Source organism: Streptomyces sp. NPDC015532 (assembly GCF_043078065.1).
In the GTDB taxonomy this organism is placed as follows: Bacteria; Actinomycetota; Actinomycetes; order Streptomycetales; family Streptomycetaceae; genus Streptomyces.
In genome coordinates this window covers 24,292-48,795 of record NZ_JBIBSY010000026.1, presented here as the reverse complement: position 1 = coordinate 48,795, position 24,504 = coordinate 24,292, and the positions used below count along the sequence as shown (strand labels likewise).

The window sequence follows — 24,504 nt, the reverse complement described above, 5'->3', positions numbered from 1 at the left end:
CGGCTTCCTCTCACGGAACTCCTCACCTAGAACGCCCGGAGGCGGGGGAACGGTTCCGCTTCCGGCGCGGCAGGCGCAGCCGGCGCCGCAGCCGGGTCAGCCGCGGCCTGCGCTCACGCTGCTCGCGGGTGCAGCGGTCCAGCTCCTCGAACAGGCGGCGGGTGCGATGCTCGGTGTCCAGCTCGTCGAGGATGCGGGTGACCTCGGTCAGGACCGAGCCGTGAAGCTGCCACTGGCTCGCGTCGCGCCGGACCTCGTCGAGGAACAGCTGGGCCAGTTTGTCGCGGGTGGCGGCGGCGGTGGCGAGTTCCGCGGTGAGCCGCTCCTCGGCGGACGCGGCGTTCCGGGTGACGTCGCTGGTCACCAGCACCGCGAAACTGACGATCGCGTCGGCGACCTCGGACAGCAGCTCCCGCAGGACGGCCCCGGCCTGCGGTTCGAACAGGGGCCGGGGTTCGCGCTCCTTGGCCAGGTCGGTGAGGCTGCGGGCGATGACCCGCAGGACCACCGTGCAGATCTCCAGGGTGTCCAGACCGGTCCGCAGCACGACCCGGTGCAGCAGCCCCTCGCGCACGCGCGGGTTGAGCTTCAGACTGTCCTCGGCCTGCCGCAGGGCCGCGTCCACCACGGCGATGTCGTTGTCGAGCCGGCGGGCCTCGTGCAGCCGCTCGGCCGCCACATGGAAGGGAGTGTGCGCGACGGCGCCCTCGCCGACCCGCAGCATGAGCTGCCGCATCCGGCGTGCCAGGTCCTCGATCTGCTCACCGGCCACGCCCACCCACACGGGGGGCGCGAGCACGAGGTTGCAGGCGAGACCCACCACCGCCCCGATCAGTGTCTCCAGCACGCGGGCCCACGCGGTGTCGCCCACCCGGGTGACACCGAGGACCAGCATGGCGCTGATCGCCACCTCGGGCACGAACTCGCTGACCCGGACCAGATGTCCCACCGCCAGCGAGGCGAGGATGATCAGCCCCAGACTCCACCAGGTCAGGCCCACCAGGCTGCTGAAGCCGATGGCGATGACGACGCCCACCACGACGGAGTTCACCCGCCGGATCGCGGTGGTGATCGTCGAGTACAGGGTGACCTGCACGACCAGCAGCGCGGTCAGCGGCGCGGTCAGCGGCGCGGGCTCGGGACTGAGGTGGATGGCCACCACGTACGCGATCGTCGCGGCGGCCGTCGAACGAAGTGTCTGGACGACCACCGGCTCCCGGCGCCGCTCCACGATCTTCGCGACGGATGCCGTCCATTCACCACGTGCCTCGTACATCCTTGGGGCCTTCCCGTTTAACACGAGTACCGAACGTGTCGATCGCGGACCGTATCTGTCCGCAAGGCCTCCTAGATTGAAGGCATCAGCCGGGTCGGACCGCATCAGGAGGCACCGAATGAGCGCAATGGGCGACGTCGAGGGCATCGAACTGCTGACACTGTCGCACGACCGGCTGCGCTCCGTGGTCGCCGGTGTGCCGCGGAGCGCCTGGCCGGCGCCGACGCCGTGCGGCGAGTGGACGGTGGCCCAGGTGTTCGACCACGCGCGGCTCGACCAGCAGGCGTACGGCGCGGCGGTCACCGGTACCGGGTGGCCCGAGGCGGACGCCTTCCACCCGCGGGACACCCTGGAGGCCGATGCGACGGCGGCGCTCGACAAGGTCCTCATGGGCGTCGCCGACGTCTACGCGGGGCTGTCCGCCGACGCGGAGGAGGTGGCGACGCCGCTCGGGCCGCTGCCGTTCCGTGTCGCGGCCGCCGCGGCCGCCATGGACGCGGGCGTGCACGCCTGGGACATCGCCGTGGCGACCGGCCAGGCGTCCCCCCTCGACGACGCCCTGGCCGGCGGCATCCGGCTCGCGGCGGACCGGCTGGCCGGCCATCTGCGCGACGCGTTCGGCGTGTTCGCCGCCGCACGCGAGGTCCCGGCGGACGCCGGCCGGGCCGAGGCGCTGCTCGCCTTCCTGGGCCGGGACCCGCACTGGACGCCGGCCGGGGCCTGAAAAGCACCGGCGCCCGGAGCGGCCGCCCGCGGTTCAGTCGCGCAGCTTCGCCAGGAAGGCGGACAGATGGCCGGCCGTTCGGGCGATCTGCTGTTCCGTCGTGAGGGTCTCCTCGAAGCGGCTGCCCGCCAGGAGGGCCTTCTTCCCCCGGATGTAGAGGGAACAGGCGAGGTCGGCGCAGATGTAGATGCCGGCGGAGTTGCCCTCGCGGCCCGCCGCGCCCGCCTTACGGGCCGTCATCAGCGAGACCCCGTCTCCCGGGTGCGTGGTCAGGCACAGCGAGCACATGCTGCGATGCGAAAACCCGCGCCGGGAGGAGGGGAGGCGCAGGGCGACGCCTACGGGCTCCCCTTCCCGTTCGGCGACGAGATAGCTCCGGCCGGGAGCTCCGGGATCGCGCCAGCCCAGGAAGTCCAGGTCGTCCCAGGGGCGTTCGGCGAGATCGCGAGGCATCGCGAGCCGTTCGGTCTCCCCCCGGGAACAGTTGACGAACGAGTCGCGGACGGCCTGTTCGGTCAGTGGTCGCATGGGGTTCTCCTGGCTCGCTCGGGTGCCTTCGGTCAAACCTAGGGGCACTAGGTTTTAACCGAAGGTACCTAGCCCTTCGGAAGGGATCCAATGGATTTCGGGAACGACCGGGCTTCACCGCGCGACGGCTGCCGATCCACGGGCCCACCTGACAGAGTGGGCCCATGGGCGAGGGGGACGCGGGAGTCGGCACGGACGGGTGGGAGCGGGCCGGGCGGGCCCTCAGGGAGGCCGGGCTGCCGCCCGGGAGCCTCGTCGGCCGCCGGGCCCTGTCGGGTGGCACGTACAACACCGTCGAGGAGCTGAGGCTCGCCGACGGCAGCCGCTACGTGCTGAAGGTCCCGCCGCCCCGGACCGTCCCCACGCTGGCCTATGAACGGCAACTCCTGGTCTCCGAGGCGGAGTTCTACGTACAGGCCGCCACCGTCGGGGTACCGGCGCCCTCGCCGGTGGGCGGGTGCCGCGACGGTCACCTGCTGATGACGCACTGCCCCGGCGAGCCCTGGGCGGACCTTGCCGACGGTGAACGCCGGACGCTGCGCCGGGAGTTGGGCCGGCTGGTGGCCCGGCTGCACCGGGTCACCGGCCCGGGCTTCGGCTACCCGTCCGGCGCACTCGGCCCGCTCGCCCCCGACTGGCGGACCGCCTTCACCGGGATGTACGAAGCGCTCCTGGACGACGCCCGCGGCTACGGCGCCTGGCTGCCCCGCCCCGTGGGCGAGGTGGCCCGTACCGCGCGGACCGCCTTCGACGCCCTGGACGAGGTCACCGTCCCCCGGCTCGTCCACTTCGACCTGTGGCGGGGGAACATCCTGGTCGAGCGGGCGGAGGCGGGCCCGCGCATCGGCGGTCTGATCGACGGCGAGCGCATGTTCTGGGGCGATCCGCTCGCCGACTTCGTCTCCCTGGCCCTGCTCGGGAACATCCGCCAGGACACCGACTTCCTGACGGGCTATCAAGAGGGCGGCGGAGTGGTCGCGTTCGATGGAGCCACCCGGCAGCGCCTGGCCCTGTACCGCAGCTACCTCTATCTGATCATGCTCATCGAGACCGTCCCCCGCGCGTCCGGCGACGAACGGGTCGCCTGGGTGCGCGCCACGGTGGCACCCCAGCTCACGGCCGCCCTCGACGAGATCGGCCGGGGCACGGACACCCCGGCCGATCACGGTTCCTAGGCCCCGCCGTTCGGATCACGCGGCGGGACGCGGGCCCGGACGCCAGGCCCAGGAGCGGCCGCGCCTCGGCGGCCGCGCGGGCTCAGGCCGCCTTGCTCGCGCCCCCGCGGTGCTCGCGGACGATCTCCGCGTAGCGGTGACCGCTGCCCTTCACCGTCCGCACCTGCGTCTTGTAGTCGACGTGCACCAGTCCGAACCGCTTGTCGTAGCCGTACGCCCACTCGAAGTTGTCCAGCAGCGACCAGGCGAAGTAGCCGGCCAGCGGAACGCCCTTGCGGGCCGCCGAGGCGCAGGCCGCCAGGTGCTCTTCGAGGTACGCGGTGCGCTCCGGGTCGTCGACGGTACCGTCGGGGCGCACGACGTCGGGATAGGCGGAGCCGTTCTCCGTGACGTACAGCTTGCGGGCGCCGTACTCGTTCGTCAGGCGCAGCAGCAGGCTCTCGATACCGGCGGCCCCGACCTCCCAGTCCATGCCCGTGACGGGCACACCGGGCCGGCGGACCTGGCGGGCGTACGGGGCAGGACCGGTCGGGTCGTCGACCACGCTGGACGGGAAGTAGTAGTTCAGTCCCAGCCAGTCCAGCGGCGCGGCCATCGTCTCCAAGTCACCGGCGACCTCCGGGAGTTCGACCCCGTACACCTCGACCATGTCGGCGGGGAAGCCGCGGCCGTGCACCGGGTCGAGCCACCAGCGGTTGGTGTGCCCGTCCTGCCGCTTCGCCGCCGCGATGTCCTCCGGGCGGTCGGTGGCGGACTCGATGCTGCCCAGGTTGTTGACGATGCCGATCTGCGCGCCGGGCACGGCCGCGCGGATCGCCTGCGTGGCGAGCCCGTGACCGAGCAGGAGGTGGTACGAGGCGCGGACGGCGGCCGTGAGGTCGGTCAGGCCCGGGGCCATCCGCCCCTCCAGGTGGCCGATCCAGGCCGAGCACAGCGGCTCGTTGAGGGTGGTCCAGTGCTGGACGCGGTCGCCGAGCCGCTCCGCGACGGCCGACGCGTAGGCGGCGAGGTGGTGCGCGGTGTCCCGGGCGGGCCAGCCGCCCCGGTCCTGGAGCACCTGCGGCAGGTCCCAGTGGTAGAGCGTGACCGAGGGCGTGATGCCCGCCTCCAGCAGGCCGTCGATCAGCGCGTCGTAGTAGTCGAGCCCTTTGGCGTTGACCGGGCCGTCCCCGCCCGGCATCACGCGGGGCCAGGCGACGGACAGCCGGTAGGCGTTGGTGCCGAGCCCGCGCATGAGGCCGATGTCCTCGCGCCAGCGGTGGTAGTGATCGCAGGCGACGTCCCCGTCGTCGCCGTTGTCGATCTTGCCGGGGGTGTGCGAGAACGTGTCCCAGATGGAGGCGGAGCGGCCGTCCTCGGCGACGGCACCCTCGATCTGGTAGGCCGACGTGGCCGTGCCCCACAAGAAGTCCTCGGGGAGGGCGGCAAGGTCGATGGTCACTGAAGTCCCTTCGTCGTCAATGGTGTCGATGTCCTCGGCGGGTACGGTCACTTGACGGCTCCCGCCGTGAGACCGGCGACGAGATAGCGCTGGAGCAGCAGGAAGCCGGCCACCACCGGGACGCTGACGACCAGCGAGGCGGCCATGATCTGGTTCCAGTACACGTCGTTGAGCGTGGAGTAGCCCTGGAGGCCGACGGCGAGTGTGCGGGTGTCGTCGTTGGTCATCACCGACGCGAACAGCACCTCGCCCCAGGCGGTCATGAAGGCGTAGACGGCCACCGCGACGATGCCGGGGATCGCCGCGGGAACGACGACCCTGAAGAGCGCCCCGAGCGGCCCGCAGCCGTCCACCAGCGCCGCCTCGTCGAGATCGCGGGGCACCGAGTCGAAGTACCCGATCAGCATCCAGATCGAGAACGGCAGCGAGAAGGTCAGATACGTGAGGATCAGACCGCCGCGCGAGCCGAACAGCGCGATCCCGGTGGCGTTGCCGATGTTCACGTAGATCAGGAACAGCGGCAGCAGGAAGAGGATGCCGGGGAACATCTGGGTGGACAGCACGGTGACCGTGAACACGCGCTTGCCGCGGAAGCTGTAGCGGCTGACGGCGTAGGCGGAGAAGACGGCGATCACGGCCGAGCAGGCCGTGGCCGCCCCGGCCACGATCAGCGAGTTCGCGAAGTACTTCGCCAGCGGCACCGTCGACCAGATGTCGATGTACGGCCGCAGCGTCAGTCCGCTCGGCACCCAGCGGAACTTCCCCGAGACGTCCGCGAGCGGCTTCAGCGAACTGGAGACCATCACGTAGACGGGCACCAGGACGAAGCCGGTGAGCAGGGTCAGGAAGATCCGCCGGGACCACAGGAAGGACCGCGGGGGAGCCATCGGCGAGCGGGGGGTGGTGGAGGTGCTAGACATCGGCCGTCTTCCTTCCCCGGGAGGTCAGCAGGAGGTAGACGCCCGTCACGACGAGCAGGAAGAGCAGCAGCAGTACGGACATCGCCGAGCCGGTGCCGAAGTTCCATGTCACGAAGGACGCCTGGTAGATGTGGACCGAGATGAGGTCCGCCGCCTCCGGGGCCGTCTTGCCGAACAGGACGAACGGCGTGTTGAAGTCGTTGAACGTCCACAGGAACAGCACCAGCACCAGGACCTGGTTGACCGGCCGCAGCGACGGCAGGGTGATGCGGCGAAGCTGCTGCCACAGACCGGCGCCGTCGAGGGCGGCGGCCTCGTACAGCTCGCCCGGGATGTTCTGCAGGCCCGCCATGACGATCAGGAAGGCGAACGGCCAGCCCTTCCACACGGACACGGTGAGCAGGGCGTAGAAGCTGTTGTCGCCGATCAGCCAGAACGAGGGCTTGTCGGTGAGGTGGAGCTGGTCGTGCAGGACGTGGTTCACCAGGCCGTTGTCGTGCTGGAACATGAACACCCAGGTGATCACGGCCGCGTACACGGGCAGCGCGTAGGGCACCAGGAACAGGGCCCGCAGGATGCCGCGCCCCCGGAAGGTGTCCTGCATGTAGATCGCGGCCGCCGTGCCGATCAGCCAGCACAGGCCGACCGAGAGCAGCGTGAAGGCGATGGTGACGAAGAACGAGTGCAGCAGTGCCTCGCCGACGGGTTCGTCGAAGTGCACCGACACCGAGTAGTTGTCGAAGCCGGCCCAGGGCGCCGTGCCCCAGTCACGGATGTAGAACTGGGTGAGCTCCTTGAAGCTCATCACGATGCCGATCACCATCGGCACCAGGTGGACCAGGAGTTCGAGGACCAGCGCGGGCAGAAGCAGCAGGTAGGGGAGTCCGATGCGCTTGATCCGCCCGGTGCGGCGCGGGCCGCGCGCCGCACCGGGGGAGCTCTTGCGCACCGTCCGCTCGCCGGGTTCGGCGGAAGCGGCGGTCGTGGTGGTCATGACGGTGTCCGCACTCACTTCTTCGGCATCTGCTGCTGGGCCTTCTCGAGCGCCGCCTTCACCGACGCGGTGGTCACCGCGCGACCGGCGGCGGCGTCCGCGAACAGGCCCTTGACGGCCGTACCGACCGCGGTCTCGAACTGGGACTCGTCGGCGACCTGCGGAAGGGCGGCGGCACTCTTGGCCAGGGTGTCCTTGAGAACCGCGTTCGAGGGGGAGGTGAACGCGGTGTCCGTCTGGGCGGTCTTGACCGGCGGGATGGAGCTGTAGGCGCCGTTGAGGATCTTCTGCTCGGCGTCGCTGGTCAGGAACTTCACGAACTTCGCGGAGCCGTCGAGGTTCTTGGTGTTCTTGAACACCGCGAGGTTGATGCCCGCGACCATCGAGTTGACGTTCGCGCCCGTTCCCGGGGTGCCGGACTGCACGGGCACCGGGGCGATGCCGTACGCGTCCTCGCTCATGCCCTGCGACTTGAGGTTGGCGGCCGCGGACTGCCACAGCAGCATGGCGTTCTTGCCCTTGGCGAAGTCGCTCACCGACTGGTTCTGCGCGTACTCGGCGTTGCCCGGGGCGATGATCTTGTCCTTCGCCATCAGGTCGACGTACTGCTTGACCGCGGCGACGACCCCGTCGTTGGTGAAGTCGGCCTTGCCGTCGGCGGTGAAGAAGTCGGCGCCGTGCTGCTTGGCGAAGACGAAGGCGTGGTGGATGTTCTCCGAGGCGTTCGAGCCCTCCGCGCCGATGCCCCACTTGCCGCCCTTGGAGAGCTTCTTGCCGTCGGCGACCAGCTCGTCCCAGGTGGCCGGCGGGTTGGCGATCCCGGCGTCGGCGAACATCTGCTTGTTGTAGTAGAGCGCGTACGCCATCGAGTACAGCGGCACCGCGGCGGGGTCCTTGCCCTCGGCGCCCGTCGAGCCGAGCGCGGAGTCGACGAAGCGGTCCTTGCCGCCGATCTTGGCGAAGTTCTTCGCGTCCCAGGGCAGCAGCGCGCCGGTGGCCTGGAGCGAGGCGCTCCAGGTGTTGCCTATGTTGAGGACGTCCGGGCCCTGGCCCGACGTGGTGGCGGTGAGGATGCGGTTCAGCAGGTCGGACCAGGGCACGACCTCCAGCTTCACCTTGATGCCGGTCTGCTTCTCGAACTTCTTGAGTTCGGGCGCGAGCACCTTCTTGTCGATCTCGATGCTGGCACCCTGGTTGGACGCCCAGTACGTGAGCGTCTTCGGCGAGGCGTTGGACCCGCCGCTCGACGAGCCGCCGCCACAGGCGGTCGCGGCGGTCAGCAGGGTGATGGTGACCGCACCGGCGGCCGCGGCTCGGATTCTGCGCATGGCTGCTTCTGTCCCTTTCCCGGAGGGAGCGCATGAGGAGCGCCCGTGTTCACTTCCCGAACGATCCTCATGGCTTAATTTAGGACGTGAGTTAAGACCCGGAAGAAAGTCGCGTCAAGGGATCGCGCAGGGGTATCTTGCAGTTCGGGCAGGCCGGAAGGGACATCACATGGCGGGGCGGAACGGGCGGACAGTGCGTGACCTGCGGCGGGGCAATCGCACCGCCGTACTACAACGGTTGTATTTCGACGGGCCGATGAGCCGCTACGAACTCGGTCCGGCGACGGGGCTGAGTTCCGGTTCCATCAGCAACGTGGTCGCCGAACTCGTCGCCGACGGCCTCGTCGAGGAGGCCGGAAGCGTCGACTCCGACGGCGGCCGGCCCCGCACCCTGCTGCGTGTCGTGCCCGGCAGTGGCCACATGATCGGTGTCGACGTCGGTGAGACCCGGGTCCGTATCGAGTTGTTCGACCTGACTCTCACCGAACTCGCCCGCGCGGAAAGGCCGTTGGAGCGCCAGGGATACGAGACCGACCACCCGCTCCCGCGCCGGGAGTACGACGTCGACGTCATCGTGGGCCACATCCGCGACGGCATCGCCGAGGTCCTCGCCGAGGCGGACGTCGCCCCCGAACAGCTCCTGGGCGTCGGCATAGGGGTGCCCGGCATCGTCGCCCGCACCCCCGAACTCGGCGCGGTCGTACACGGCCAGACCATCGGCTGGGACGCCGTCCCGCTGGAGTCCCTGCTCCGCTCCGCCTGCGAACTCCCCGACACCGTCCCGTACTTCGCGGACAACGGCGCCCGCACCCTGGGGCAGGCCGAGATGTGGTTCGGCGCCGGACGCGGCGCCCGCAACGCGGTGGTCGTGCTCTTCGGCTCCGGCGTCGGCGCCTCTCTCGTCACCGAGGACGTCGAGAACGGCCGGTCCGTCGAGTGGGGGCATCTGACCGTGCGGGTCAGGGGCCGCCGCTGCCGCTGCGGCGCCCTCGGCTGCCTGGAGGCGTACGCGGGCGCCGAAGCGCTTCTGGACCGCTGGCGCGAGGAGGGCGGGCGGCCCCCGCAGGGCACGGACGAGGAGACGGCGCTCACCGCGATGCTCGCCGCCGCCTACCCGCCCGAGGGCACCGAGCCCGACCGGATCGCCCTCGCCGTCCTGGAGGAGACCGCCGAGTACCTGGGCGCCGGCCTCTCCGACCTGATCAACCTCTTCCAGCCCGAACGCATCCTCATCGGCGGCTGGGCCGGCCTCCAGCTCGGCTCCCGCTTCCTGCCCGCCGTCCGCCGCTACGCCTCGTCGTACGCCCTGCGCTATCCCGCCCAGCACGTCACCGTGGACCTCGGGCGCCTCGGCCCCGACGCCGTCACGGTCGGCGCCGCGATCCTCCCGCTGGCCGACTTCTTCGCCCGTGGCGGCCGGCGCGAGGAACCCGCGCCGACCGGACCGTCCCCCGCCTGGCGCACGGCCCTGGAGGAACGGGCACCCCACTGATCCTCCGGCGCCCGCGCGGCTCACCCGAAGGCGTTCACCCCCGTCAGCTCGGCCGACAACTCCCACAGCCGGGCGGCCTGTTCGGGGTCGGTCGCGTGGGCGCTCACACCGGTCCGGGTGCCGCCCGCCGGAGCGGGCTCGGCGATGTCGCAGTCCTCGCAGTACACCCCGCCCAGGTCGGCCAGTTGCGGTGAGGTCGCGGCCCACACCTGGGTGGCCGCTCCCTGCCGGGGTGTCTTGAAGCCCTCCGGGTTCAGCGGCGTGCCGTTCTCGTCGATCCAGCCCCGCTCGACCATCTCCTGCCTGGGCAGGTGCCGTTGGAGCGGGGTGAGGATGCCGCCCGGGTGCAGCGAGAAGGCTCGGACGCCGAAGTCCCCTCCACGGCGGTCGAGTTCCACGGCGAACAGGACGTTCGCCGTCTTCGCCTGCCCGTACGCCTCCCACTTGTCGTAGCCGGTCCGCCAGTGCACGTCGTCCCAGCGGATACCGGAGTAGTGGTGGCCCGCGGAGGACACGGACACGACCCGCGCGCCGCCCGGCGCGATCGCCGGCCACAGCCGGTTGACCAGCGCGAAGTGACCGAGGTGATTGGTCGCGAACTGGGCCTCCCAGCCGGGGCCGACCCGGGTCTCCGGGCAGGCCATGATGCCGGCGCTGTCGATGACCATGTCGATGACACGGCCCGAGGCCAGGAACCGCTCGGCGAAGGCGCGCACGCTCTCCAGGTCGCCGAGATCCAGTTCGTCGGTCTCGGCGCCGTCGATGTCCGCCAGCGCCTCGCGCGCGGTCGCCGGGCGACGCGCGGGGACCACGACGCGGGCGCCCGCCTCGGCCAGCGCCCGGGTCGTCTCCAGGCCGAGGCCCGAGTAGCCGCCCGTGACGACCGCGAGCTTGCCGGAGAGGTCGATGCCCCGCAGGACGTCGTCCGCGGTGCTCCGGGCACCGAATCCCGAACCGATCTTGTGCTGTGCAGTGCTCATGCCTCGCACGCTACGAATTCGAGCGGACTCGAAGTCAAGCGGACACGGCCGCGGCGGCGAACGACCCGCCGCGGCAAAGGAAAGACCCCGACCGGACGGGGGAATCTCGGTCGGGGTCGTCTGTGGGGGCGCCGATGGCGGTCGCCACGCGGCGAACGCTCCGCAGGGCTTCAGCCGGACGATCGTCCCCAGGGGTTGTTGTGCGAGCCCCGGGGGCACCGGGAGGAGACCCGGGGACACCGTCCCCTCCGCGCCCTCGGTTTGTTCAACGGGTAACTATCTATGGGTGTTCCCCGGAACGGGGCCGTCAGCGGTGACGTGTGTCACGGAGTCTCGCGGGTCCGGGCCCAGGTGAGCAGGTCCTCCAGCGCCCAGGTGGTGACGACCCGCTCCGGCGGCACCCCGCACTCCTCGGCCCGCGCGCACCCGTAGATCTGCCAGTCCAGCTGTCCGGGAGCGTGCGCGTCGGTGTCCAGGGAGAACAGGACACCCGCCTCGACCGCCTGGCGCAGCAGCCGGCGCGGCGGGTCGAGACGCTCCGGACGGCTGTTGATCTCGACGGCCGTGCCGGTCTCCGCGCAGGCCGCGAAGACGGCTTCCGCGTCGAACGCGGACTCGGGGCGGCCACGGCCCGAGATCAGCCGGCCCGTGCAGTGGCCGAGGATGTCCGCGTGCGGATTGCGCACGGCGGCGACCATACGACGGGTCATCGGCCCCGCCTCCATACGCAGCTTGGAGTGCACGGACACGACCACCACGTCCAGCAGCTCCAGCAACTCCGGCTCCTGGTCGAGCGATCCGTCGTCGAGGATGTCGCACTCGATGCCGGTGAGCAGCCGGAAGGGCGCCCAGCGTTCGTTCAGGTCGGCGACGACCGCCAGTTGCTCGCGCAGCCGCTCCGGCGACAGGCCGTTCGCCACGGTCAGCCGGGGCGAGTGGTCGGTGAGCACCGCCCACGCGTGGCCGAGCCGTGCGGCGGTGCGCCCCATCTCCTCGATCGGGCTGCCGCCGTCCGACCAGTCGGAGTGCAGATGGCAGTCCCCGCGCAGCAGTTCCCGCAGACCCTCACCGCCTTCGGTGAGCGGCCCGGCGTTCTCCCGCTCCACCTTCTCCAGATAGCCGGGCACCTGGCCGGCCAGCGCCTCCCGCACCACCTGCGCGGTCTTCGGGCCGATGCCCTTGAGCGATTCCAGCGTCCCGGTCGCCGCGCGCTCGCGGACCTCGTCGGCCGGCAGCCCCGCGAGCAGGCTCCCCGCGGTACGAAAGGCCCGTACGCGATAGGTGGGCGCCAGACTCCGCTCCAGCAGGAACGCGATCCGGTCCAGGGCCTCGACGGGGTCCATCGGCACTCCTCCCTGCGGTCGCGACGGCCGCCGCACGCTCTCCCCAGCGTTGCCCAGTCGTCGGCGGACCGCACGGCGGACGTCCGGTGCGCAAGTGCCGCCGGGTTCGGAGGTGCGGGGCGGCCACGTCACCCGGCCGGGCGAACGCCTCGATGGACGCTGCCGCGCCCCTGCCGGGCGGCACGGGCGGCACGCTTCTGACGCTTTGCCGCTGACCGGCGGGGACACCGGGAATCGCTTTACGATCTGGTCATGACCGAAAGCGCGAGCCCCCACATCTCCCACCCACGGATCATGGTGCTCGGGGTGCAGCCGGGCACGCCGCCGTTCCGGATCATGGAGATCGACGGCGAGATGGTGGGCGAGGCGAAGGCGATCACGGACGTCCTGGAGTACGCGGCGGCGTACGGCATCACGGTCCACGATCTGGACGATCCCGACGTCGTCCGCTGGGTGGGCGGCGACAAACTCACCTGGCATCCCGGCTGACCCGGTTCGGGCCCGGAACCCCGTCGTGGCGCGGTGCCGCGCCGGGCTCCGGCCCGGCGCGGGGTCACGCGGTCCGCCACGGTGTGATCAGCCGCCGGTGGCGAAGCCGGGGAAGAGGGTCATCCCGCCGTCGACGAACAGGGTCGTGCCGACCACGTAGTCCATGAGGTCCGAGGCCAGGACCGTCACGGCGGCGGCGATGTCCTCGGGCTCGCCGACCCGTCGGTAGGGGATCAGCCTGAGCAGGTCCGCCTCGGCCTCTGGGGTCTCCCAGGCGCTGCGGTTGATCGGGGTCTTGATGGCGCCGGGCGCGACGGCGTTGACCCGGACTCCGCGCGGGCCGAGCTCCTGGGCCAGCGTCTGCATGAGCATGAGGACGCCGCCCTTGGACGCGGCGTAGTTCAGGTGACCGGACCACGGGATGATCTGGTGCACGGAACTCATGCAGACGATCTTTCCGGCGGAGCGGGAGACCTCCGGCACGACACCGCGCCGCAGGAACTCCTTCGTGGCCTCCCTGGCACACAGGAACTGGCCGGTGAGGTTCACGTCGATGACCTTGTGCCACTGTTCGATGGTCATCTCCGTCACCGGCGCGTCCCGTTGCAGTCCGGCGTTGGCCACCAGGACGTCGATCGTGCCGAACTCCTCCAGCATGCGCGCGAACATGCCGACGACCTGACCCTCGTCGGACACGTCCGCCTCGTGCGCGAACGCCCGCACGCCGAAGCCCTGGATCGTCCGGACCACGTCCTCCGCGGCCTCCTGTCCGGCGACGTAGTTGACGACGACGTCGGCGCCCGCCCGGCCGAGCGCGACCGCCGTCGCCAGTCCGATGCCGGAGTTCGCCCCGGTCACCAGGGCCTTCTGGCCCCGCAGCAACGGCAGCCCCGCGAGCTGCCTCTTGATGTCCACGCCTGAGGTCACTGCCGTCTCCTGTCGCCCGCCGAACTTCGGCACCGACCCACAACACTCCTCGGCCCTCGGCGTGTACGCGGGCCGACGGGTGGCCCCACCCGCCCATTCGGGCAGCGATGCCCCTCCAACGGCCCAGCACGGGCTCGGCCGGGCCTGGTCCGGCCGCTCCCGCACCCAGGGGCGCCCGGGGGCTCCGTCATCGGTCGGGGAGGACTGTCGGCGCCGCGGCCGGCCCTCCGGCGGCGGAGAACCGGTCGGAGGAGATCCGCTGCCGGAAGACGTGATAGGTCCAGCCCTGGTAGCAGAGGACGACGGGGAGCAGGACGAGGACGACCACGGTCATGACCTTGAGCGCGTACGGGCCCGACGCGGTGTTGTGGACGGTCAGGTCGAAGGCGCTTCCCGTGCTGGAGACCATGACCCGGGGGTAGAGCTCGGTGAAGAGCGACGCCACGGTTCCGGCGATCGCGAAAGCGGTGGCACCGAAGGCCCAGCCGTCGTGACCGCCGCTGATCAGCCAGGCCGCGGCGGCGACGGCCAGGACGGTGGCGAGTTCGGCGAGGTTGAGGAGGATGCCGCCGTTCGCGAGCGAGCGGGTCCAGAAGACGAAGGCGAGCACCACCAGACCGGCGGGCAGGACGGTGAGCCGGGCCAGTCGGCGGGCGTGCTCGCGGATGTCCCCGCTGGTTTTGAGGGAGACGAAGGTGGCGCCGTGCAGGAGGCAGAGCACGGTGAGGGTGATCCCGGTGAAGACGCCGTAGCCGGTGAACAGGTCGGCGAACGTGCCCGCGTACTCCTGGTCCTTGCCGATGGGGACGCCGTGCAACAGGTCACCGAGGGCGATGCCGAGCACCAGGGGCACGGTCACGCTGCTCGCGGTCAGCAAGGCCGTCCAGTTGCGTCGCCATCGCGCGCTGTCGACGCGGTCGCGGTACTCGATGGCGACGCCGCGGACGATGAGTCCGGCCAGCAGGAGCACGAGTGCGAGGTAGAAGCCGGAGAACAGGGTGGCGTACCAGCCCGGGAAGGCGGCGAACATCGCGGCGCCGGCGGTGACCAGCCAGACCTCGTTGCCGTCCCACACCGGTCCGATGGTGTGCAGCACCGCCCGGCGCTGCGGTTCGTCGCGGGAGATCAGTCCGTGGAGCATGCCGACCCCGAGGTCGAAGCCCTCCAGAACGAAGAAGCCCGTCCACAGCACGGTGACGAGGATGAACCAGAGGGTGGTGAATGCCATCGCGGGCCTTCCGGCGGCTCGGGACCTCAGTAGGTCATCTCGGGTGCGGGCTGGTCGTCCTGGCGCAGAGGGCCGGTGCCCTTGCGCGTGTGGCGTGTCATCAGCACGGCGGCGATCACTGCCATCGCGGCGTAGAGGAGGAAGAAGGCCACGATGCTGATGGTGACCTCGGTGGCGCTGACGGAGGAGGAGACCCCGTCCTTCGTCAACTGGAGGCCTTGCACGATCCAGGGCTGGCGTCCGTTCTCGGTGAGGAGCCAGCCGGACGTGTTGATGAGGAACGGCAGCACCACGGCCCACACCGCCGCGGTCAGGAACCAGCGTGCGCGCGTGAGCCGTTCGCGCCACAGCAGCCACAGGCCCCACACTCCGAGGAGGAGGGCGAGACAGGCGAAGTAGGCCATGACGCGCATCGCCCAGTACTGGATGAAGACATTCGGTACGTAGTTGCCCGGACCGTAGGCCTGCTCGTACTGGCTCTGGACCTCGTTGAGGCCGATGACCTTGCCGTTCCAGTGGTTGGTGGCCAGCAGGGAGAGCAGGTGCGGGATCTCCAGGACCTGCGTGGGCGTCTGGTCGTTGTTGCCCCCACCGATCTGGAAGAGGGAGAAGGAACAGGGCTGGCAGGTCTCCCACTGCGCCTCGGCCGCCGCGATCTTCATCGGCTGGTACGTGCCCTCGGTGACGCCCAGTTCGCTGCCCACGAGCATGTTGAACAGCAGGGCCGGTACGAGGATGAACAGCGACAGGCGGGCCGACAGCCGGAACCCCGAGGCCGCCTCCCTCGCGGCGTCCGGGGCGCCCTGGTCCTGGACCTCGGCCCCGGCCCCGGCCCGGGCGGCCTTCTCCTCGGCGCGGCCCTTGTCGTCGCCCTCGCCGCCCATGTCGCCCTTGTCGTCACGGAGCACCTTGCGCAGCTGCCAGGCCGAAACGGAGAGCATGACCATCGAGCCGGTGACCAGCGCGGCCAGCAGGACGTGCAGGTAGCCGCGGAGGAAGACGGGGTTGGTGAACAGGGCCCAGACGTCGTCGAGCTGCGGGCGGCCGGTGGACGGGTCGGTCTTGTAGCCGACCGGGTGCTGCATCCACGAGTTCGCGGCCATGATGAACAGCGCCGACAGCGCGCTGCCGGCCGCCACCGCCCAGATGGTCGCCAGGTGGACGCGCTTGGACAGTTTGTCCCAGCCGAAGATCCACAGACCGAGGAACGTCGACTCCAGGAAGAACGCGGCCAGGCCCTCCATCGCCAGGGGCGCACCGAACACGTCACCGACCGTGCGGGAGTAGCCCGACCAGTCCATACCGAACTGGAACTCCTGGACCAGGCCGGTCACCACGCCGACGGCGACGTTGATCACCAGCAGGGTCCCGAAGAACCGGGTCAGCCGCAGGTACGCGACCTGCCCTCCTCGGTACCAGGCGGTCTGGAGCAGGGCCGTCAGCAGGCTCAGGCCGATGGTGACCGGGACGAACAGGAAGTGGTAGATCGACGTCATCGCGAACTGCAGCCGTGCCAAGTCCAGCTGGCTCATCTGTCCTCATCCATCAGATCGCACGGCAACGCAGGGTGATGCGGCCGCCCAGACAAACAGACTGGTTCCCTGGCAGCCGGCAAACCGCGCTCGTGAAGGACCGTGGCCATCCGTTCGGGGGATGTACGTCGTCGCCGTGGCCGGGCCGTCAACGCGCTCGCCCGGCCACGGCGCTGACGGCCCGGGTCACCCGGACGGCTTCGTGGCGGTGCGTGCCGTACGCGGGTGTAGTGGATTGGACCTCGACGCAAACCGCCTCGTCCCCACGGCCGGTCCGGGTACGGGCGTGCTCGACGGATGCCCTGAAGGCAGCCCTCGTCGGCGAAGTCGGCCCGCGTCGGCGCCGAGTCGGGCGCAAGACGGATTTCACGATCCGCCGCAGGCGGGGTGCGGGGTTGTGGACGCGCTTGAGATCCCGCGGCGCCGAGCGGTGGAAGGAGGACGACCGCCGTGACCGACGAAGACATCCTCCTGGGCATCGCCCTGACCGTCGCCCTCGCCACGGGCTCGCAGATCCTGGCGAACAAGCTGCGCGTCCCCGCGCTGATCATTCTCCTGCCCGTCGGCTTCACGGCGGGCGCCCTGACCGACGTCATCCACCCCGGAAAGCTCATCGGCCCGGACTTCCCCGCGCTGGTCTCGCTGTCCGTCGCCGTGATCCTCTACGACGCGGGTCTCGGGCTGAACCTGCGCAACCTGACCGGCCGTACCCGCTCGACCGTCGTCCGGCTGCTGGTCATCGGCATCCTGGTCACCTTCTTCGCCGTCGGGGGCATCGGGCCGGCCCTGTTCGGCATCCCGCTGCGGGGTGCCGCGATGATCGGCATGATCCTCGTCGTGTCCGGCCCCACCGTCGTCGGCCCGCTGCTCGAGTACGTCCGGCCGACGGACAGGCTGCGGCGCATCCTGATCTGGGAAGGAACGCTGACCGACCCGATCGGCGCCATCCTCGGAGCCGTCGTCTTCCACGCCGTCGCGACCTCCCACCGGGTCGACCTCGGCCGGGGCTACCAGATCGGACAGTTCCTGCTCAGCGTGGGAGTCGGTCTCGCGGGCGGCGCGGTGGGCACCGCCATTCTCTGGCTGACGCTGAACAAGCTGCGGCTCGGTGAAACGCTCGGCACCCTCGCCCAGTTGGCGACGGTGATCCTCGTCTCCGCGGGCTGCGACATCGTCCGCGACGACACCGGCCTCATCGCCGCCATCTTCACCGGACTCGCCATCACCAACCTGCGGGGGATGGACATGCCGGCCCGCCGGCCCTTCCTCGAAACACTCGTCCAGATGATCATCGGCCTGCTGTTCATCTCCATCTCCTCCGCCGTCACCCCCGACTCCGTGGTGCCCGTGCTCGTCCCCTCGCTGATCCTGATCGCCGTACTCGTCCTCCTGGTCCGGCCGCTCATCGCGTACGCCTCCGCATGGGGCTTCATCGGGTGGATGGCACCGCGCGGCATCGTCGCCGCCTCGACAGCCTCCGCCTTCTCCGCCACCCTCGTGGCGAAGGGACTGCCCGGCGCGTCCAAGATCCTTCCGATCACCTTCCTCGTGATCGTGGGGACCGTCCTGCTCTACGCCCTGACCGCCGCGCCCGTGGCGCGCAAGCTCGGCGTCGTCCGGTCGGCGCGGACACGGCCGCTCCTGGTGGGCGGAGCCCCCTGGGTCATCGGCCTGGGGAAGGCCCTGGAGACCGCCGGACTCCACGTCCTGATGTGGGCCGGACTGGACGAGGAACGCGAGCGGATCACCGCGGCCGGAATCGAACTCGCGCACGGGGAGATGCTGGCGACCGCGACCAACCCCCGAGCCCGCCTGGAAGGCGTGACGGCGGTCTTCCTGCTCACCGACGACGACGATTTCAACGCGCTCGCCTCCGTCGTCATCAAGGACAACGTGCGCGGGCCCGTCTACCGGGTGGGGCCGCCGCGGGACAGCCACGGCGTCGTCGCCCCGTACACCGGCGGCGACATCCTCTTCGGCCGCGCGCTCGTCCGGCACCGCCTGGCGGCCCGCTACGAGCAGGGCGCCCGCTTCCACGTCCAGCCCGGATCCCAGCCGGTCCCCCCGGACCACGACATCCTGTTCGTGGTCCGGGCCGACGGCCAGTTGGCCCCGGTCACCGGCGCGCAGACGATCACACCCCAGCCGGGCGACACCGCCGTACTCATGGGGTCCGTATGACCTCGTGGGCCGCACGCTTCCGCCTGCGGCAGTACGCCAAGGCGAGCCTGTGGATCGTCCCCCTCTTCGGGCTCGTGCTCGGCGTCGCCCTCGCCGAGGCGGCGTCCGCCGTGGACGGCGCGTCCTGGCTGCCGAAGAGCTGGAACTACTCCGCGTCGACCGCGAGCAGCGTCCTCAGCTCCGTGGTCGGCGCGATGATCGCGCTGCTCGGGTTCGTCGTCACCATCGGGGTCCTCGTCATCCAGCAGGCCACCGGGACCCTCTCACCGCGCTACATGCGGCTCTGGTACCGCGACCGCTTGCAGAAAGCGGTGCTGGCCACCTTCACCGGCACCTTCGCGTTCGCCTACACACTGCTGCGGAGCATCGAGACCGATTCCGTGCCCAACCTCGGTGTGACCCTGGCCGGCGTCGCCGTGTCCGTGAGCCTCCTGCTCCTGCTGATCTACCTCAACCGCTTCACCCACAACCTGCGGCCGGTGGCCATCGCCGACATCGTGGGACGCCTGGGCGAACAGGTCCTGGACCGCATGGCGGCCCATGTACGGAGCACCGGGGTGCCCGGCGGGGCACCACCGGTGGCCGGCCCGGTGGCCCGCATCCGGTCGGAACGCGGCGGTGTCATCCAGGCGTTCGACGCGCCCGGCATGGTCGCGCTCGCGGCGCGGCACGACTGCGTGTTCGTGCTGGCCGCGTCGGTCGGGGACTTCGTCCCGCCCAGCGGCACCGTCGTCGAGATCCACGGCGGTGCGCCCGCGCCCGGCCCGCGCCCGGTGACCGGCCTCCTCGCCCTCGGCGCGGAGCGGACCATCGAGCAGGACCCGGCGTTCGCCCTGCGCATCCTGGTCGACATCGCCATCCGCGCCCTGTCGCCCGCGGTCAACGACCCCACCACGGCCATCCAGGTGCTGAACCACATCGAGGCGTTCCTGCACGCCGTCGGACGTGCCGGGACCCGCGGTCAGTACGTGCTCGCCGACGACCGCGGCAGGCCACGCGTCGTGGTGCCCGGCCGGCCCTGGGAGAACTACCTGGAGCTCGCCGTCACCGAGATCCGCGACTACGGCGCGACCTCCGTCCAGGTCTGCCGACGGCTCCGGGCCCTGCTCGAAGGTCTCCTCGCGGCGCTGCCGGACGATCGCGGGCCCGCTCTGCGCGCCGAACTGGGCCTCCTCGACGACGCGGTCGAACGAGCGTTCGCGGACGCCCCTCGCCGCGCCGACGCGCGGACGGCCGACCCCCAGGGCATCGGGGGACGCAGCCGCCAGGAAGCGCCCCCCGACGTCTCACCGACCGGCGAGCCCGGCCCGTAGGACGTCGACAGGGCGTTCCTGGCTCGGCGCGGGCACCCTGTTCATCTCAGGCGTCCTTGCTCGGCGCGGGCGTTCCCGCTCAGCGCAGGCGTTCCGCGATGAGGTCGCCGACCCGAAGGGCGTTGGCGATGGCGGTCAGTGACGGGTTCACCGCGCCGATGCTCGGGAAGAAGCTGGTGTCGACGACGTAGAGGTTGTCGAGATCGTGGGCCTTGCAGTCGACGTCGAGGGCCGAGGACGACGGGTCCGTCCCGAAGCGCACGGTGCCCGCCTGGTGGGCGGTGGCGCCGATCGGCATGCCTTTGTGCAGGTAGAGGCTGTGCGGCAGCAAGTGGTGGGGGTGCATGCCCAGCTGGCCGAGCATCTTCTGGAGCTTGTGCTGAAGACGCGTCAGCCCTTCGGTGTTGTTCTTCTCGTCCAGGGCGAGGTGAATGTCACCGTTGGCGTCGAGCGTGACCCGGTTGTCCGGGTGAGGAAGATCCTCACCGCAGAGCCAGAAGTCCACCGCGTGATGGGCCAGCACCTCGAAGGGAAGATCCGGCGAGGCCATGCCCGCCCACCGCGGTGCCTCGCCCCGGATCTGATCGGAGTCCGACTTGCCGAGCATCTGGATTCCGCCCAGCGGGTAGTCCCAGTCGTCCGCGCCGAGATACCAGTCGTTCAGGGCGAGGGTCTTCTGGAACTGGGTGTCGTTGGGTTCCTTCGACACGGCCATCAGCGCGAGGTTGTTGTGCCGCATGTAGTGGCGGCCCACCACGCCCGAGCTGTTGGCGAGGCCGTCCGGATGACCGTCGTTCGCCGAACGCAGCAGCAGAGCAGCGGAGTTGACGGCACCGCAGGCCACCACCACGATGTCGGCGGAGTACTCCACGACCGTCCCGTCGGCGAGTTCGGTGACCACCTTGTCGACGCTGCGTCCGGTCGGCCCGGTCTCCAGCCTGCGCACGTTCGCCCCGGTGATCATCGTGACGTTGTCGTGCTCCAGGGCCGGGTCGACGCAGATGACCTGGGCGTCGGCCTTGCCCTGCACCAGGCACGGGAATCCGTCGACCCGGTTGCAGCGGATGCACACGCTTCCGTGGGCCGCGCCGCCGTGGTCGTCCTGGGTGAGGTTGACGCCGATCGGCAGGTGGAACGGGTGCAGCCCCTGTTTCTCCAGGTCGTCGCTGAGCTGCTGGATCCGTGGTTCGTGCCGCACCGGCGGATACGCGTACTGGGCACTGACCGGCCCCTCACCCGGGTCCTCGCCGTGCCGTCCGTGCACCAGATACAGGTGTTCGGCCTCGGTGTAGTAGGGCTCCAGATCCTCGTAACGGATCGGCCAGGCCGGGGAGATGCCGCCGTGATGACGCAACTCGCCGAAATCCTCGGGGCGCAGACGGAACAGCGCGGCGCCGTAGAACTTGGTGTTCCCGCCCACGTAGTAGTTCACCTCGGGCGGGAACTTCTCACCGTGTTTGTCGAACCAGAATTCCGGTGCGCGGTACTTGCCCTTGACGAAGACCGCGGTGGACTCCCAGTTGTCCCGCTCGCGCGGCAGGTATCCGCCGCGTTCGAGGATCAGGACACGCTTGCCGGTGGGAGCGAGACGGTGGGCGAGAGTGCCGCCGCCTGCTCCGGTGCCGATGACGATGACGTCGTAGTGCTCGGTTCCTGTCATGAGGGCGCCTCGGATCATGGGGGATGGGTGCGGGCGGGCCGGGACCAGCCGGTTCGTGGGTCGTACGTGGTTCGTTCGCGGGTCAGAGCACGGCGATGGGGTTGACGGGCGAGCCGGTGGCCGCGGGGAGCCGCAGGGGCGCCACGACGCACAGGAACGACCAGCGGTCCGCCTCCTCGCAGAGCGGCACCAGGTCCTCGAACCGCAGGTAGTCCATGAAGTGCAGCCCGAGGGCGTGGATGCCCAGGACGTGCACGGGGAAGTCCACGCCCTCGGTGAGGCTGGGGGCCGTGTCGTTGTTCCCGTCACCGCCCAGTACGGCGACCCGGCGCTCGGCCAGGAATTCCATGGCGGCCGGGTGCAGGCCGGCCCGGCTGCGCGAGGCGTCCCACGGCCCCGCTTCCTCACGCCTGCGGCGGTGGCCGACCCGTACGAGAAGGATGTCCCCGGCCCCGACCCGTACGCCCTGGGCGGCCTCGGCGGCTCTGAGATCATCGGCGGTGACGTGGTCGCCGGGCTCCAGCCAGGGCACGCCCCGCAGGCGCGGGATGTCGAGCAGGACGCCACGGCCGACGATTCCGTCGTGAGCGAGGTCGATGGACAGAGCCGTGGCGCCCTCCGCCGTCAGGGTGCTCGCCGGGACGCCGCCGTACAGCGTGCCGTCGAAGACGACGTGACACAGCGCGTCGAGGTGGCTGTCCGCGTCGCCGTGAACGTTCATGGTGAAGCGGTCGGTGGCGAAGTGCAGCCCTCTGTCCGCGGGTTCGGTCTCGGGGCCGCTGGTGAGCCGGTGGCCGGCCGGGTGCGGATTGTCGGGGGCCACGCGGGTCTCGATCGGAGACGCCAACGAGACGGTCAGGCCGGAGAGGACCTCGGCCGCGGCGGCGAGAACCCTCGCCGGGGTGATGGTGGACAGCGCCCCGCGGGGGCCGGGGGAGGCCGTCGGACCGGCGGTGTCCGCCCGCTGCCGCAGCCGCGCGTACAGGGCGTCGAAGGCGGCGCGGCTCTGCGGGCGGCCGTCGGTGTCCGGCGCGGCCGGCCCCGGCTGCCTCTGCCTCGGCTGCCCACGCCCCGGCTGCCCATCCCCCGGCTCAACCACGCTGCCGCGCCCGGTCGATGGCCTCGTCCAGGGTCGAGGCCGCCATGATGAGCGACAGATGGGTGAACGCCTGCGGGAAGTTGCCGAGTTGCTCGCCGCTGGGGCCGATCTCCTCGGCGAACAGGCCGACATGGTTGGCGTAGGTATGCATCTTCTCGAAGGTGTAGCGGGCCGGCCTGATCCGTCCGGCGCGGGCCAGGGCGTCGACGTAGAGGTAGGTGCAGAGGCTGAAGGTCCCCTCCGAGCCGCGGAGACCGTCCGGGGAGGCGGCCGGGTCGTACCGGTAGACGAGACTGTCCGAGACGAGCTTGCGCTCCATGGCGTCCAGGGTGGAGAGCCAGCCGGGGCTCTTCGCGGCGAGGAACCCGACACGCGGGATCAACAGGAGGGAGGCGTCCAGGACGTCTCCGCCGTAGTGCTGCACCAGGGCCTGCTCGGTCTGGCTCCAGCCCTTGTCCATCACCTGTTCGAGGATGCTGTCGCGGGCGTTGCGCCAGCGCGGGATGTCGGCGGGCCGGCTGAGCTCCGTGGCCAGGCGCAGGCCCCGGTCGAAGGCGACCCAGCACATCACCCGGCTGAACGTGAAGTCGCTGCGGCCTCCGCGCGTCTCCCAGACGCCTTCGTCCGGACGGTCCCAGTTGTCGGACAGCCAGTCCAGCGTCCGGGCGAGTCCCTTCCAGCCGTGGAAGCCCAGTTCCTCGCTGACGTCCATGCCCTCGGCCATCGCGTAGATGGCCTCACCGTAGATGTCGAGTTGCAACTGGTCCGCGGCGGCGTTGCCGGCGCGTACGGGCCGTGATCCCCGGTACCCCTCCCAGTGGTCGAGGATCTCCTCGGTCAGGTGCGGGTCCCCGTCCACCCGGTACATGATCTGCAGCCGCTCGCCGGGCAGGTCCTGCCGGTCGCGCATCCGCTCGCCCAGCCACTTGGTGAACGCCGACGCCTCCTCGGTGAACCCGAGGTCGAGCAGGGCGCGCACGGAGAGGGACCCGTCCCTCACCCACGAGTACCGGTAGTCCCAGTTGCGCTCACCGCCGACCTGCTCCGGCAGGCCCATGGTGGCGGCGGCGACCGGGGCGCCCGTCGGGTGGTAGGTCAGAAGCTTGAGCGTGATGGCGGAGCGGTTCACCATCTCGGCCCAGCGTCCCCGGTAGTGGGAGGTGTGCAGCCACTTCTGCCAGAAGTCCACCTCACGCCACAACGCCTCTGTCACGCCGTCGACGGTGAGCGGAGGAGGGGCCTCGCCGTCGAGGGCGCACGTCGTGAACACGGCGACGGCCGACTCTCCGATGGCGAGCGTGACCGCGCCTGTCACGTCCAGTCCGTCCCGTACCAGCGGAAAGGACGTCTGGAGGTGACCCGCGATCCCGGGCCCCCGGAACACCGCGTCCTGGGGCCGTAGATCCAGCTCGTGGTCGGCACGGCCGTAGTCGAACCGCGGCCTGCACTCCAGCAGGAACCGCACGGTGCCGCGCACCACGCGAATCACCCGCACCAGGCTGTGCCGGTCGGTCGGGGCGCGGCTGGTGTTCGCGGGCATCCAGTCGATGACCTCGCCGACGCCCTCCGGCGACATGAACCGCGTGACCAGCACACCGGTGTCCGGATAGTAGAGCTGTTTGCAGGTGACATCCGAGTGCTCCGGCGCAAGCCGGAAATACCCGCCGCGGTCATGATCGAGCAGCGAGGCGAAGACACTCGGCGAGTCGAACCTCGGCGAGCAGAACCAGTTCACCACGCCCTCGGAGGACACCAGGGCGGCGGTCTGGAGGTCGCCCACCAGACCGTGGTTGGCGATGGGGGGATAGCGGTCCATGAGCGTCCAATCAAGGAGGTTCCGGCGCGATCCACTGTCTGACAGGCCGTACACGGGC

At 70.6% G+C, this 24,504-nt stretch carries 20 protein-coding genes; 6 read left to right on the top strand and 14 right to left on the bottom strand.

Features of this window, described 5'->3' with window-relative positions:
• Positions 1 to 22: 22 nt before the first annotated feature.
• Entirely contained in the window at positions 23 to 1,276 is a 1,254-nt protein-coding gene (locus tag ACF07B_RS41290) for an aromatic acid exporter family protein (protein ID WP_369482011.1), read from the bottom strand.
• Between the two features lie 118 nt (positions 1,277 to 1,394).
• Here ACF07B_RS41290 and ACF07B_RS41285 point away from each other — a divergent pair, with 118 nt between their 5' ends.
• Positions 1,395 to 2,000: a TIGR03086 family metal-binding protein gene (locus ACF07B_RS41285; RefSeq protein WP_392182723.1), complete on the top strand. Its 606-nt coding sequence runs from the start codon at positions 1,395 to 1,397 to the stop codon at positions 1,998 to 2,000.
• A 33-nt stretch (positions 2,001 to 2,033) separates the two neighbouring features.
• Here ACF07B_RS41285 and ACF07B_RS41280 read toward each other — a convergent pair whose 3' ends face one another.
• Positions 2,034 to 2,528, bottom strand: a complete 495-nt coding sequence (locus tag ACF07B_RS41280; RefSeq protein ID WP_392182722.1) for an FBP domain-containing protein — start codon at positions 2,526 to 2,528, stop codon at positions 2,034 to 2,036.
• A gap of 164 nt (positions 2,529 to 2,692) precedes the next feature.
• Here ACF07B_RS41280 and ACF07B_RS41275 point away from each other — a divergent pair, with 164 nt between their 5' ends.
• Entirely contained in the window at positions 2,693 to 3,703 is a 1,011-nt protein-coding gene (locus ACF07B_RS41275) for a phosphotransferase family protein (RefSeq protein WP_392182721.1), read from the top strand.
• Positions 3,704 to 3,785: 82 nt separating this feature from the next.
• On the opposite strand, the gene ACF07B_RS41270 is transcribed toward ACF07B_RS41275, so the two are convergent.
• Genes ACF07B_RS41270 through ACF07B_RS41255 form a run of 4 tightly spaced genes read right to left on the bottom strand, consistent with a single transcriptional unit; the run spans position 3,786 to position 8,386 of the window.
• Entirely contained in the window at positions 3,786 to 5,144 is a 1,359-nt protein-coding gene (locus ACF07B_RS41270; protein WP_369482033.1) for a GH1 family beta-glucosidase, read from the bottom strand.
• Between the two features lie 47 nt (positions 5,145 to 5,191).
• On the bottom strand, positions 5,192 to 6,064 hold the full coding sequence (locus tag ACF07B_RS41265) for a carbohydrate ABC transporter permease (protein WP_392182720.1): 873 nt from the start codon (positions 6,062 to 6,064) through the stop codon (positions 5,192 to 5,194).
• Positions 6,057 to 7,058 carry a sugar ABC transporter permease gene (locus tag ACF07B_RS41260; protein ID WP_328673090.1) on the bottom strand — a complete coding sequence of 334 codons (1,002 nt, stop codon included), beginning with the start codon at positions 7,056 to 7,058 and terminating at the stop codon, positions 6,057 to 6,059. The genes ACF07B_RS41265 and ACF07B_RS41260 overlap by 8 nt, the downstream gene beginning before the upstream one ends.
• Before the next feature lie 14 nt (positions 7,059 to 7,072).
• Entirely contained in the window at positions 7,073 to 8,386 is a 1,314-nt protein-coding gene (locus ACF07B_RS41255) for a sugar ABC transporter substrate-binding protein (RefSeq protein WP_369482006.1), read from the bottom strand.
• Positions 8,387 to 8,555: 169 nt separating this feature from the next.
• On the opposite strand from ACF07B_RS41255, the gene ACF07B_RS41250 reads away from it, so the two are divergent.
• On the top strand, positions 8,556 to 9,878 hold the full coding sequence (locus ACF07B_RS41250; RefSeq protein ID WP_392182719.1) for an ROK family protein: 1,323 nt from the start codon (positions 8,556 to 8,558) through the stop codon (positions 9,876 to 9,878).
• Between the two features lie 20 nt (positions 9,879 to 9,898).
• Here ACF07B_RS41250 and ACF07B_RS41245 read toward each other — a convergent pair whose 3' ends face one another.
• Together ACF07B_RS41245 and ACF07B_RS41240 are read right to left on the bottom strand one after the other, a co-directional pair.
• Positions 9,899 to 10,858: an SDR family NAD(P)-dependent oxidoreductase gene (locus ACF07B_RS41245; RefSeq protein ID WP_392182718.1), complete on the bottom strand. Its 960-nt coding sequence runs from the start codon at positions 10,856 to 10,858 to the stop codon at positions 9,899 to 9,901.
• 323 nt (positions 10,859 to 11,181) lie between these two features.
• The gene (locus ACF07B_RS41240; RefSeq protein ID WP_392182717.1) at positions 11,182 to 12,201 is read right to left on the bottom strand and encodes a PHP domain-containing protein; all 1,020 of its coding nucleotides are present in this window, start codon (positions 12,199 to 12,201) and stop codon (positions 11,182 to 11,184) included.
• 252 nt (positions 12,202 to 12,453) lie between these two features.
• Between ACF07B_RS41240 and ACF07B_RS41235 the strand changes: the two genes are divergently transcribed.
• Positions 12,454 to 12,690, top strand: a complete 237-nt coding sequence (locus tag ACF07B_RS41235) for a hypothetical protein (RefSeq protein ID WP_362403543.1) — start codon at positions 12,454 to 12,456, stop codon at positions 12,688 to 12,690.
• 87 nt (positions 12,691 to 12,777) lie between these two features.
• On the opposite strand, the gene ACF07B_RS41230 is transcribed toward ACF07B_RS41235, so the two are convergent.
• From ACF07B_RS41230 to ACF07B_RS41220, 3 genes are all read right to left on the bottom strand, one after another.
• On the bottom strand, positions 12,778 to 13,572 hold the full coding sequence (locus ACF07B_RS41230) for an SDR family oxidoreductase (RefSeq protein ID WP_392182752.1): 795 nt from the start codon (positions 13,570 to 13,572) through the stop codon (positions 12,778 to 12,780).
• A gap of 232 nt (positions 13,573 to 13,804) precedes the next feature.
• On the bottom strand, positions 13,805 to 14,845 hold the full coding sequence (cydB, locus tag ACF07B_RS41225) for a cytochrome d ubiquinol oxidase subunit II (protein WP_392182716.1): 1,041 nt from the start codon (positions 14,843 to 14,845) through the stop codon (positions 13,805 to 13,807).
• A gap of 26 nt (positions 14,846 to 14,871) precedes the next feature.
• Positions 14,872 to 16,377: a cytochrome ubiquinol oxidase subunit I gene (locus ACF07B_RS41220; RefSeq protein ID WP_392182715.1), complete on the bottom strand. Its 1,506-nt coding sequence runs from the start codon at positions 16,375 to 16,377 to the stop codon at positions 14,872 to 14,874.
• Between the two features lie 450 nt (positions 16,378 to 16,827).
• Here ACF07B_RS41220 and ACF07B_RS41215 point away from each other — a divergent pair, with 450 nt between their 5' ends.
• Both ACF07B_RS41215 and ACF07B_RS41210 read left to right on the top strand, forming a co-directional pair.
• Complete coding sequence (locus ACF07B_RS41215) at positions 16,828 to 18,558, top strand: cation:proton antiporter (RefSeq protein WP_392182714.1); 1,731 nt, start codon at positions 16,828 to 16,830, stop codon at positions 18,556 to 18,558.
• Positions 18,555 to 19,871, top strand: coding sequence for a DUF2254 domain-containing protein (locus tag ACF07B_RS41210; RefSeq protein ID WP_392182713.1), 1,317 nt, complete (start codon positions 18,555 to 18,557; stop codon positions 19,869 to 19,871). The genes ACF07B_RS41215 and ACF07B_RS41210 overlap by 4 nt, the downstream gene beginning before the upstream one ends.
• A gap of 79 nt (positions 19,872 to 19,950) precedes the next feature.
• Here ACF07B_RS41210 and ACF07B_RS41205 read toward each other — a convergent pair whose 3' ends face one another.
• From ACF07B_RS41205 to ACF07B_RS41195, 3 genes are all read right to left on the bottom strand, one after another.
• Positions 19,951 to 21,531 carry a GMC oxidoreductase gene (locus ACF07B_RS41205; RefSeq protein ID WP_392182712.1) on the bottom strand — a complete coding sequence of 527 codons (1,581 nt, stop codon included), beginning with the start codon at positions 21,529 to 21,531 and terminating at the stop codon, positions 19,951 to 19,953.
• An 82-nt stretch (positions 21,532 to 21,613) separates the two neighbouring features.
• A complete protein-coding gene (locus ACF07B_RS41200) occupies positions 21,614 to 22,516 on the bottom strand; it encodes a cyclase family protein (protein WP_392182751.1) in 903 nt (300 codons plus the stop codon).
• 106 nt (positions 22,517 to 22,622) lie between these two features.
• On the bottom strand, positions 22,623 to 24,446 hold the full coding sequence (locus tag ACF07B_RS41195; protein WP_392182711.1) for a glycoside hydrolase family 15 protein: 1,824 nt from the start codon (positions 24,444 to 24,446) through the stop codon (positions 22,623 to 22,625).
• Positions 24,447 to 24,504 lie beyond the last annotated feature (58 nt).